General features: G+C 39.5%; 9 protein-coding genes. 2 read left to right on the plus strand and 7 right to left on the minus strand.

Features of this window, described 5'->3' with window-relative positions; all coding sequences use genetic code 11:
• The first annotated feature begins 23 nt into the window (after positions 1 to 23).
• Both BUA72_RS19020 and BUA72_RS19025 read left to right on the plus strand, forming a co-directional pair.
• A complete protein-coding gene (locus BUA72_RS19020) occupies positions 24 to 593 on the plus strand; it encodes a hypothetical protein (protein ID WP_072924588.1) in 570 nt (189 codons plus the stop codon).
• Positions 583 to 1,734, plus strand: coding sequence for a hypothetical protein (locus BUA72_RS19025; protein WP_072924589.1), 1,152 nt, complete (start codon positions 583 to 585; stop codon positions 1,732 to 1,734). The genes BUA72_RS19020 and BUA72_RS19025 overlap by 11 nt, the downstream gene beginning before the upstream one ends.
• 184 nt (positions 1,735 to 1,918) lie before the next feature.
• On the opposite strand, the gene BUA72_RS19030 is transcribed toward BUA72_RS19025, so the two are convergent.
• The 7 genes from BUA72_RS19030 to BUA72_RS19060 form a co-directional block, all read right to left on the minus strand.
• A complete protein-coding gene (locus tag BUA72_RS19030; RefSeq protein ID WP_034724123.1) occupies positions 1,919 to 2,350 on the minus strand; it encodes a nucleoside deaminase in 432 nt (143 codons plus the stop codon).
• Positions 2,351 to 2,977, minus strand: coding sequence for an energy transducer TonB (locus BUA72_RS19035; RefSeq protein WP_228407920.1), 627 nt, complete (start codon positions 2,975 to 2,977; stop codon positions 2,351 to 2,353).
• Positions 2,978 to 3,032: 55 nt separating this feature from the next.
• Positions 3,033 to 3,953 carry a helix-turn-helix transcriptional regulator gene (locus tag BUA72_RS19040; protein ID WP_072924591.1) on the minus strand — a complete coding sequence of 307 codons (921 nt, stop codon included), beginning with the start codon at positions 3,951 to 3,953 and terminating at the stop codon, positions 3,033 to 3,035.
• 119 nt (positions 3,954 to 4,072) lie between these two features.
• Entirely contained in the window at positions 4,073 to 6,088 is a 2,016-nt protein-coding gene (locus tag BUA72_RS19045) for a hypothetical protein (RefSeq protein ID WP_072924592.1), read from the minus strand.
• A gap of 63 nt (positions 6,089 to 6,151) precedes the next feature.
• On the minus strand, positions 6,152 to 9,889 hold the full coding sequence (locus tag BUA72_RS19050; protein WP_072924594.1) for a hypothetical protein: 3,738 nt from the start codon (positions 9,887 to 9,889) through the stop codon (positions 6,152 to 6,154).
• A 27-nt stretch (positions 9,890 to 9,916) separates the two neighbouring features.
• Positions 9,917 to 11,182: a hypothetical protein gene (locus BUA72_RS19055; protein ID WP_072924595.1), complete on the minus strand. Its 1,266-nt coding sequence runs from the start codon at positions 11,180 to 11,182 to the stop codon at positions 9,917 to 9,919.
• An 18-nt stretch (positions 11,183 to 11,200) separates the two neighbouring features.
• On the minus strand, positions 11,201 to 11,842 hold the full coding sequence (locus BUA72_RS19060) for a leucine-rich repeat domain-containing protein (RefSeq protein ID WP_072924597.1): 642 nt from the start codon (positions 11,840 to 11,842) through the stop codon (positions 11,201 to 11,203).
• Positions 11,843 to 12,147: the final 305 nt, after the last annotated feature.

The following is a 12,147-nucleotide window of genomic DNA, read 5'->3' on the forward strand; positions in this document are numbered from 1 at the left end:
TTTTTAAACTTTAAATAACTCCCATGAAAATATTGTATTCTTTTCTAGCTTTTCTGATAAGCATTTCCATCTTTTCACAAACCAAACTGATTGCTTTTAAAAGCCATAGCGGTCATTCAGCAAATTTCAGTACAGCAGTTTCTGAAGATCTTTTCGATGCCAATTTTTCTAATTTAGGTGATTCCAGACCGTTTTACGAAAAAACAAAACTGGATTCTGTGATTATTCTTGAGGATGGAGAAAGTGTTCTGGTGACCAGATCTGCAGGCATTTTATTTAATGATAAAAAAGAGGAATGGCAGCCAGGAAGAAAAGTAGTGCAGAATCGTGCTCTTTTTTCAAAAAAGAATATAGACAGCGTAAAGACAGTCCTGAAAAATGAGTTTAAATTCGTTAATGATATGGACAGCGTTGTTGTGGTAGAGTACAGCAAAAAGAATAAATCCTATAAAGTCATTAAACCCGCAGCTGCTAAACCTGAAAAAGAGAAGTCAGAAAAAATCCCGAAAGGTCTTCTTTTAGGGATACTGATGTTTTCGGGAGCTTCAGGATTCTACAGCTGGAAAAAGAATAAAAAGAAAAATGAGAAGTAGACTTCTGCCCGGAACAGGAATCTTTTTTCTGCTGTTTGTGCTTTTCTTTCCATTAACTTTTTTGGGTGATTTTCAGCGACAATGGTCATTGTTTTTATGGGAAGATCTCGCAGGCTGGATCGTAAAAAATATTTTTAACATGAATCAGGCAAGAATAGATTTTTCTTCGGACAGCATTTCTATGTTTGCATTGGTGATGATTCTTATAACTGTATCGGCTTTAGCTGTCATATTGATCAAAAAAAAACACCAACAGAGAATTCTTGATTTATCTAAAGAAATCATCGTTTTATACTTAGCTGTAGTTCTGATGAAATATGGTTTTGATAAAATTTTTAAAGCCCAGTTCTATCTTCCTGAACCTAATATTTTGTACTCACGCTTCGGGAACCTGGACAGAGATATTCTTTTTTGGAGTACAATGGGAACTTCCCGTTTGTATTCCGTATCTGCCGGAATTTTGGAGATTTTGGCCGCGCTCCTGATTCTTTTCCGTAAAACGCGGGTACTGGGATTATTGGTTTCCATTGGTGTCCTGATTAATATTTTTCTCATCAATATCGGATTCGATATTTCGGTTAAATTCTTTTCTCTGATCCTGCTTTTTATGGCCGTTTTTGCATTAAAAGATGACTGGATTCCCTTGTACCGTTTCTTGATTTTAAAACAGGAAGTCAAACCGGGAGAAAAAAAAGAAATTACTCCAAAGTTTAAGTCTGTTTGGGTGTTTTTCAAGACTGCTTTTTTGGGACTTTCAATGGTTGTCATCCTATTTCCGTTCATTAATTCAGGGGATTTTGATGATGACACAGCAGACAGACCTTTGCTTCATGGTGCTTTTAAAAATTTAGATGAAGATTCGGATATTCAATATGTTTTCTTTCACCGGAACAGCTATCTTATCCTGATGGATAAAAATGAAAAGATGGTGGATTTTCATTATCTACAGGGCTCAAAGAATCAGCTTATTCTCGAAGATTACAAAAACAGAAAGACAAAGGTGAATTATGTTTATCAGAAAAAAGACAGTCTTCTTACACTCGATTTTGGAAAATACATGATAAAGACCAAAGAACTGAACTGGAGAAAGATGAATGCTTTACAACCTCTTTTCCATGCGGCTATAGAAGATGCGGAATAGATTTTAGACATCAGACATCAGACATCAGACATCAGACATCAGACATCAGATCTAAGATCGTCAATGGTGAATTTTGCTACGCAAGTGAAAAGTGAATCTTTTGGGTAAATATGAGATTTCTGGTATCAGAAGACCCGAACCCCGCATTTCTCAAACCCTAAAACTCTCTGACTCTCAAACTCAATTATCTTTTACTTTTAAAGAACTCCTTAACGATGGTTGAGCATTCATGTTCCATGATGCCGGTTACGATTTCCGTTTTTGGATGCAGAGAAAGGTGTTTGTTAATGAATCCTCTCTGTTCATCTCTTGCGCCGATCACCACTTTGGAAATCTGCGACCACGAAAGCGCTCCGGAGCACATTACACAGGGTTCTAATGTCACATAAAGCGTACAGTTGATCAGATATTTGCCACCAAGAAAATTCGCAGCGGAGGTGATGGCCTGCATTTCTGCGTGGGCCGTCACATCATTCAGTGTTTCTGTAAGGTTATGGGCTCTTGCAATGATGCGGTTATTGGAAACCACGATACATCCAATAGGAACCTCATCTTTTTCTAATGCGGCTTCTGCTTCCTGCAGGGCCATTTTCATGTAATATTCGTCGGTAAACATTTAATCTTCAATCGTTAACGTTAAAGGAAGTCTCAGATGATATCTTACCGGATCTCCTTTGATGACCGCGGGTGAGAATTTCTCTGAAATGGAATACAGTGCAATCTCAGCCTGCCGGTTGAATGTGAAATTATCCCCTTTTGCATGGACATTGCTAATCGTTCCGTCTTTCTCTACGATAAAAGCTACATCTGTTTTTACCGTTTTGGCCTCGGTATAAACCGCTGGTGTGTAAAAAAGATTGGCCACTTCCTGTCTCAACGTACCAAAACCACCAGGATAATCGGCTGGTTTTTCAAAAACACCGGGTTTCTCGGTATGATTTCCTGATATGCCTTTTGGATTTTTTAATGACTGAAGATCTTCGAGGTTTCTCACTTTTAGCAAAGCACCAATCATCGCTACATTTTCAATGCTGTCCATTTTTTTCATGAAAAGGACAAAGTCAATTTTTATATTGGCTTTCATGTAGGAGTCCGGTTCCAGATCAAATTTCTTTTTAAACTCCGTATTCAGCATACTCCGGTGTTGGTTGTAAAAACTTTTTACATTCCGGAATTCTTCCTTCTGCTGTGAAAAGCAAAATGAAGAAATAAGACAAAACAGGTAGAGAAATAAAGCTTTCAAAAGAGTATATTTATGTAAATATAATCAAAATAAATGAGCTTTTTATTCTTGTGTATCAGCTTTCAAAATAGCGGCTCAGGGACTCCTGGAGATGGGTGCGGATGTCATCAACTAAACCTTTAGGTTCCAGAACGGTGACTTCTTTTCCATATGAAAGAATCTCCTGCATAAAATCGTAAGTGGGGTGGAGGAAGAACTCAAAATAGATCTCTTCGGGAGTTTCTTTAGTTTCTGTTTGAGACTGGTGAAGCGGGAAACTTCTGATGTATTCTCCCTGATGTCTGCTGCATTTCATTACGATCTTCTCAGGATTCTGTTCTGCCAGATTCATCACGCCGAAAGCATTTTTGAAATGTTCCCTGAAATTGTAATTGTACTTTTCGCGGAATTTGTTGTCGCTCACGTCCAGGTAATTGACTCTGTCCAAACCAAAAGATTTCAGGACCTTGTCTTTGGTATCAATGGCGATGAGGTACCATCTGTCCTTGGATTCCTTTAAAGCCAGGGGATGAACCTTCCGGGAAGTCATTATTTTGTTTTTGTAGTTGTAATGTTCAAAGCTTACGACCCTTTTATTACGGATGGCGAAGAAAAGATCATAGAAGTGCTCTATTCCGGTGGGTTTTCTGCTTTCAAAAAAGATAAAATCTGAAAAATCCGGATGAAGATTTAATGCGTTGCTTACCTGAAAAGATTCCAATAATTTCTGGTTGTATTCATCCACTTCCATGATGGGACGGCTTTCAATATAATAGCGATTGTCGCCCTTCTTCTTGTTGTGAATGGAAAGATTAAAAAGATCAGAAATCTCACGAATATCCCTCTGCAACGTACGGATCGAGTAGCTCTTGATCCCTGCATCCTGAAATTCGAAAGAGTTAAGAAGATAGTCCTCCAGCTGGGAATAGGTAGCCGGAGAACTTTCTAATCTTTTGATAATTAAGGCATATCTTGTCAGATAAAAATCTTTTTTCATTCGTCTATAATTTATGCGGCAGCAAAGCTGCGTTTCATGGTAAAATTTTATAAGACAAATATATAGGCTTAATGCGACAAAACGTGTCGTGTTTTAATTTTTTGCAGAACTTTTTTGGGTTACTTTTTGAGTTTTGAAACTGCTGGAGGTGATCCGGAATCCCTGATATAATTCTGGAGATCTTTACGCATAATTCTGATTTGATTGTGTAGAAAACGTTTCCTCACGTTAGAATAATCCATCATATTGTCTGTTTTTTCTTTGCGGAACATGATGTAGTTGGAGGTTATTTGTTCAAGAACATCCAGCGCGTAGGTGATATTTTGTTTCAAAAGAACAACCAAATCAGTTCTTGTAAAATTGGCCAACATATCCAGAGATTCATAATTGTTACCTTTTCTGCTTTTCAGTTCTTTTACAGCATCTGTATTTTCCTGTAAACTGTTTTTTGAATTCTTAATAGAGTCTTTGAGATCTTCTGTATGCTTTTTTTTAGTCTTTTTGGTGCCATCCGAAAAATTAATGACGTATGAATCCGGATAAGGAGCGAATTTTAGAATTTCCTTTTCAAAATTGGAGATCTGAACCTTTCTTTTTTCATTATGGGTATCCATTTTCCTGATCATGTCTTCTCTAATGGCAGTAAGACCTCTCCATCCGCGAAACTCATATTTTGCTTTTTCTATTTCACGGGCAAAATTGTAGAGTCCGAAATCATTGTTGGTAGTATTGTCAGGATTGATCTCTGGTTTTCCGTTTCCAAGCAATAACAGCTTATACTTGTCATAAGTACCCTTTTCTTCAGTATCATAAAACAGATGGGGAAGTCCCAGCATGTGGCCAATCTCATGGGAGTAGGTAGCTTTTGACCCAATATTGGTACTGTAAACAAAGAGCTTATAATGATTGAGCGGTATAGACCGGCTGTAGGCGCCTGCGTAATTATTGGACGATTCGTACTCAGAGAGAATGATAATACCGCCGGAATAGTCCTTGCTTAAGGTTTTCAGCTTTTCCTGATACTCTTTATACACCAGATTATCCAGTTCATTAGACTTTTCAGGAAGTCCCAGATCTTTTTGATCGTGAACAATAACGTCTTTTATTACCGTAACCAGGGCGCATTCACTTTTAGTACTGTCCCAGCTTCCCGGTTTACACTCATTGGTTCCGGGAATAACGTCCGGCGACAGTTTGGAAAAGCTAGCGGCAAAGTATTTTTTATTAGTCCAGTCAGTTTTGTCAAAAGCATAAAAATAATCATTAATATCTGTGGAAGTTGTAGCCAGGTTATCCAGAAAGGTCTGGTTTTCGATTTCCACTTCATATCCGGCCTGGTTCATAGACTGGGCATTAAGATAGTTGGAGATTTTCTCATCTGTAAATTTCTGCAGGATTTTTTTTGCTTTATCCGCCGCGTCGGTACCGCTAGAAACCAATGCGATCACTCTGAATTTTATTTTCTGGACTTTGTTTTCCATCATTTTAAAACCGCCTACTTTGAACGGAGTGCCGGATGCACTTTCCTGTAGAATACTGTATTCTTTGTCCGGAGCTTCTTTCAGACATTTGACATTCAGGATAATTACTTTTTCTAATCCCAGGCTTTTTTCAGTTTTATTTCCTGTTTTAGTGCCCTCACGGATGGTAAATTCATAAAACTGATCTCCGGTGATATGAATGGCCTCTGAAGTAAGTCCCGCGGCGGCCGTTACATTAACTTCAAGATTTAATTCGATGCTTTGTCCAGGCTTCATAAAAACCCACGGGATGTCTATTTTTGTTTTTTCAAGCTCAGATACGCTGTACCTGCTGCTTATGCTTTCCCGCACTGCGGTTGTATCTGCAGAGACCGGAACAATATCTCCCAGATCCATGGGATTTCCCGGGTTTGAGGGCTTTTTGTAAAAATATTCAATTTCATTGAAGCCTACTCCCTGAATTTTCTGTACCATTCCCGAGGTTGCATCCACATCAATCCAGTCAAACCCGAATTCGCCATCATAGCCAGCTGTGGTTCTTATCTTCAGAAAATAGGTAGGCGTGGTAATGTAGGCTTTCTTTTTATTGGTTTTGTAAACATCAATATCAGAAACCCCAATCCCCGCAGGATATCGTATATCTATATTTTTCATTTTAATATTTTTTTGATTTGGGTAAAAAAGCGGCGGAAAAAATTCCGCCGCCGTTCATGAAAATTATTTGTTGATAATATTGGTTGGTAAAGTGGTTGGAAGTGTTCCTGCCTCAAGCGTAGCTTTATCCAGCAGCTTGAATGGACTCGTTGTTTCCAGATCCTTCGGATTCTCACAGTTTGCAGGATCATCCTCACGGAAGATCGGAAGAGCCTGTTCTACTTCCAGTCCTACAGATTTAGCCTGAAGGATCGTTAATGTAGTAGGAATTCTTGTGATCCAGAATTTACCCTGAGCTTCGCCGGTTGGCTTTCTCAATTCGTCTACGATAGACATGTACAACGGATCTCCGATTACAGGAACTTCACCTCCGTTCCAGATTTTTCCGGTACTCATGAAGAACTGTACAGCGTCTTCAAAACCTGGCTTCACGGTTACGATAACCCTTGCCATACCTGCCTGAAGGAAGTTTCTGAACAATGGATCTACACTTTGCGTAAGATACATTTCCTGCCATCTCTTTCTGTCTGCCCAGTAATACGGATAGAACGTATAGTCCATAATGCTCCACTCAAACGCCTGTTCCATAAACTTAGCCAAAGCGGTGTATTGTTCAAGGTTTTCGCTCAGAATTACTTTGAAATCACTCATCTGGCTTCCTGAAGTGAATGCCTGTCCCAGAGTAGTCAGATAATCCTGAAGAAGATAAGCAATACAGTTGTGTTTCAGAATCACAGACTCCATTTCACGGTAGAAATTCCCAAGCTTTTCTTTGTTGGCAGCTTCCTCTTCTTTTGCTTTATCCTGCAGTTCCTTCTGTTTTTCCAAGAAAACAGCATACGCCTCGTCATACGCCTTGATAATAGCTGTAAAGTTTTCCTGAATCCATGATTTCATGAATGCCTGAGAAAGTTTACAAGTAATTTCAAACGCAATATTGACAGAATCAATGTTGCTGCATTTGTACACAAAATCATAAGATCCGGTGACGTTCTGAGGCGTGAAATACGCGGTAGAGTCAATAGAAGTACCTCCATTTGAGAAAGGAACCATTCCTCCTGCAAAGTTGCTGGTATAAAGTGTACTCGTTCCTTTTCTGTTTCTTTCAAAACCATAGAACATTTTTACACTGCTCGCTTCGTAGTTCACAGGAATGTCGATCGTTCTGTGTCTGTATTCTTCGTTTCCGTTTACTTTTTCCCATTGCTTTCCTAAAATAAGATTGATCGGAGATTTTGGAAGTTCAGTAAGTTTCACATTGTAAATATTAGCCCAGTATTCAATCTGATCTTTGGTAGCCACCTGAGCACTTGCCATGCCCCACGGTTTTTCAGCTCTTCTTGGATCTGCCGGAGCGGTAAGCGTGTCTGCTTTCGATACTGCGGTAGCCAGAGTATGAAGTCTTGCCGGTTCCGGGATCATGAATTCAAACATCGTACGTTTACCATAGTTGTAGATCTGGTTTTTCATTTTCTTATCTACCCATCTGTATACTCCGGTAATGTGCTGAGGATTTTCCTGGCTTGCCTGGCCTCTGTTATCAAATTCATGTACATTGGTTTCAGTAAACTCTTTAATGATTTTCTGCACACGCTCCTTGTTGATCTTCGTAAGGACACGTTCCATGGCTCGCTCTGTGATCTCCTGAGATTTTTTTACGGCCTGTTTGGTACTGTCCTGCTGTGAAGTATTGTTGGCATAGGTTCCACCTATCTCGTACTTCATTACTTTTGTGTCATATGTAAACTTAGTGCTCGCAGTAATTGCCTGCTCTTTTTTAAGCTCCTGAGCGATTTCGGTCTGCATTTCATTTCTGTCCGCTTTTGTAGTATCAGAAATCTTTTCCGTTTCAATAGATTCAGAAGTGGTATCTGTAATTTCAGAATAATCTCTGGCTACAGAAGACTTATGACGCAGTTCGCTGGCCATCACATTCTCAATATTGGAGACTTCTCCCGGAACGTAGGCGTGAACGCTTTGCTCTACTTTGAGATAATCGGCAATACCCAATCTCTTTACACCGAAATGTTTAGGGATGAAAGTTCCCGGTTTAGGGTTTTCAATACCACCGCCTGGATTTCCGGTTTCATCTTTAATATCTTTAACATATAAAACATCAGTATAGGCTTGGTTAGGCTCTATTCCTGAAAGATCCAGTGAAGCCTCTTTACCGTTGTTAAAGTAGATTTTGATCTTGATGTTTCGGATGTATTTGCTGAACTTGCCTACCATAATTGATGCAAGAGTCACTTTGTTGTCCACAACTTCGATATTGTTGTAGCTTTCATCAAAATTACCTACATCGGAGATCAGTGATAATTTAGCGGATGCTATTCCCCATGCTGAGCTATCTGCCTGATAATAGAATGTAAGGTATGCCTGGCTGCCTGCAAAAATACTTCCCTGAGGTGTTGCTTTTAGGAAATAAGATCTTGGCGTTACCTTAGCTGCATATTGTGTAAAAGAATCAGCAACAGGGACAAGGATTCCTCCAAGGCTGGCAAATGTCTGCTCCTGAGCCGGTGTTTTATTATACAGGGTCTGAGATTTTGCAGCATGCTCCTCGTCGATTTTTTCAAATACTTCAGGATAAGTATCAAACTCATCGGTGATGGAAACCACTGCTGCTCCAAGCTGAAGTTTTCTGTCGGATACCACACTTATTTTTGTGAAGTCAAAGCCGTCTTCAGGTTTTTGTCCGCTGGTTAATGCCGTAAACTTGTCAACGAAGATTTTTAAAGAGTTCAATGAAAGTATTTCTGTAAAATCCCCGAAATTGACTTCATTCTTATACGTGAAAACGAATGGAGGAATAGAAGGTTCTTCAAGTTTTGCATACAAAGCATTGATTTCCTGCTCTGTCATTTCCTTTGTGATCTGGTCCTGAATTTCTTTCAGTTGGGCTCTATATCTGTCAAGTGCTGGCTGATTGGCGGCAAGATATTCTTTATAAGCCTCATCATACGCTTTGTTTCTTGTTTTCTGGTAAATTTTCTGTACTTTTTCCAGCTCAGATTTTAGAACATTTAAACTGTCTTTTTCTAAATTAAGGTTGGTAAGTTCCAGAATTTTTTCCCCTTCAGCTTTTAGCTGTTCTTTGGCAGGAACAGAAAGAACGGCTTTTGTTTCGTTAATAGGATCGTCTCCAATAGCAGATTTTCCCACGGTGAAGGGCTGACGGGAAGTAGGATTTCCTGTTCCGGAACCTTCGCCTTCGTAACCGTCTCCAAAAAATTTCATTGGAAGAACAATTCTTGCTTCAAGCGCTTTTGCTCTAAAATCGGAACCGTTTATTTTGACTAGTTCGTCAGTTGAAGCAAGGGTGCATACATATCCGAAATGAAGGGCTCTCAAGATGTGAGCTACAGCTTCTTTCACATAAAAATTGTTCTGGGATGCCGTTTGATACATTAGATTATCCCATAAAACGCTGAGCTGGTCTTTAGAGGTGGCTTGACAAGCGTTGATTGCTGCACTTTCTTCCAGCACGGTCAGCTCTTCCTGTTTTGAAATTTTTCTTCCTATTTTCAGAATGTCAGCGTAACCTCCTTCTTCTATCTTAAGTTCCGTTTCAAAACCCGCAGGATTGAAAGACTTTGAAGCGCGTTCCATAGCCTGGAATTTAACCAGTGCAGAATCAGCAGGGTTGATATAAGAATCGAAATAGCTGGTTAAACCTTTCTGAGGTCTGTGAATGAAACCTAAGTTTTTTTCTTTAGTTTCTGTTAATTGAGGATTTCTAAGGCTTACAAATCTGAAAAGAGTTTGTGAAGCGTTGTTAGTTGTGTCGTTTGTTGCCATTTTAATATTGTGTTGTTGTTTTTGTTATTAATCAGTTCTTTTTGTGTATTCCAGGGTGATGCTGAAGGAGTTAATGACAGAGTAATCGTAATCAGGTTCTTTCAGAAATTCAATTTTGATGAGTTTTGTTTCTACGGAGATGAAAATCTGGCTTCTCCATTGGTTGCCGGCGAATGCCATATCCAAAGCCCACCATTCGGTAAACATTTCATTGGAAATGATGGTTTCAATGTCCGGAATATACTTTCCGAGATCGATCTCTCCCGTTCTTGGAATCTGGTCAAAAAACAGAGTTTGTCTGTAAACCGGTTTACCATTGATCCAGGTTCCTTCCGTTCTTACTTCCTCGCGGGTATAGGACATTTTTTTGTCTACATACTGCTTCTGGATATAGTCGTTTGCTTCTGCATAATCACCGTAATATTGTACTCCCGAGAGTCCTCTGGGTTTTTGAGAAGAGTCAATATGGCTGATCATGATTGGTTGCTCCAGATTGGAATCTATAATAATTCCTTTCATATCTCTGCCATTGTGATAAGCCAGAGTAGTTCTTGCCTGATCCATAGCAAGCTGGGAAGAAGGACCGGATACATAAAGAGCATCATTGGAAAGATCTATCCGGGACATGATCATATTTTGCTGCGTGTTCAAAGAGGCGAAGGACATTCCTGAAGGATAAAACCCGATTTCATTTTTTACCCCTGTATCTATGTTATTTCTGTAGATAAGATTGTTTTCTTCAGGCTGCTCCGTCATCAGTTCCAGATTTCCTGAGATAGGCTTGCTGGCTTGTGTTCCGGATAATGGGATATACGTTCCGGAAGAGACAGATTTAGCTTCCCATCCGATAGTTCCGTCATCTTTCGCTACAAGATTTCTGCTGAAATTGAGGTTCGCTGCTGGAAGATTAGAGACAATGAGTCCCGAAGTTTTAATATTTCCTGCTACCTCAAGCATTTCCGAAGGGTTCTGCGTTCCAAGCCCTGTTCTATTATTACTGTGATAAATGCCGCTGCTTGTAAGGCTGGATCCGTTCCAGTAAGGAATATTATAAGACTGCAGATTGAGTTTGGAATAACCGGGAATATCCCCATTTTGGGCAATAATATAAAAGCCGGTTCCTGCCTGTGGCTTATTAAGTTTAGCATTTAAAGCATCTTTCAGTCCGCTGATGTTATCCTGGGCAATGCTTTCCTCTTTATGCCAGTAAGCATCCTGCCATTCCCAGAACTGTTCCTGAGTAGGGATATCTCCGTTCTCGAAATATTGTTTTATTTCCTGTTTTGTTTTCATTGTTGCTTTATTTGATTTTTACATATCAAAGATTAAGGTTCCGCCGGTAACCCTTGTGTTTGCTCCAAATGCATCAGGATAATATTGCGTGGCTCTGTCCAGTAGTACAGAGGATAAACCCGGGTTAAAATTGAAGGCATTCGGCCTGATCAGGGTAACACTTGGAGGTACGTACAATGACTTAAGCTTATTATAAGCAAAGGCAGAATCTTTAATTTCTTTGACGCTTTCAGGGATTACCACTGAAGTCAGCTCATTGTTTTCAAAAGCACGCTCGCCAATAATGGATACATTTCCTGTAATGGTTAAGGTTTTAACTGCGTTGCCACGAAAAGCATCAGCTCCGATGGTAAGTATGCTGTCAGTAAGGATTACTTCAGATATCCCCAATGAATTGGCAAATAGATCGGGAATATGCAGTGTTCCTGGTTTGATAAAGATCCTTCTGACCTGCAAATGAGCCAGCGAAGCGTTTCCTGATTCATCTGTCTCGGCATAAAAGTCATTGAAACGTGGAAATCCGTTTTCCAGACCTGTAATTTTGGACATTTCTATCTTCTCATCCTTATGCCAGTAAGAGTCTTGCCATTCCCAGAAATGGTCTTGTGTAGGCTTGTCTCCATTCTCGAATTTGAGCCTTAATTCTTGTTTTGTTTTCATAATAAAAACACTGTGATTTTGTTTTGGGTTAATAAATAGGTTATATTTTGAAGAGTCTTTTTACAAAAGCTCTTAAAGGTTTTAGTTTTTTAAGTGGTAGAACTTATGCCCACTTGTGCATTTCATGTTGTGATTCATTTTTTATGTTTCTTGGTTAGTTTTTGACATAGTTCTGGCTGTCCGGCATTTTGTGAATGATGGATTCAAAGGGGTGTTTGAATGATGATGGGGTGATGTCGGGTGTCTTGATTTGGTGTTTCAAAGATAATTCCGGACAGCGTCAGAACTTGTCGTGATAAAATTAA

The sequence above is a fragment of the Chryseobacterium sp. OV279 genome (assembly GCF_900128945.1).
GTDB lineage: Bacteria > Bacteroidota > Bacteroidia > Flavobacteriales > Weeksellaceae > Chryseobacterium.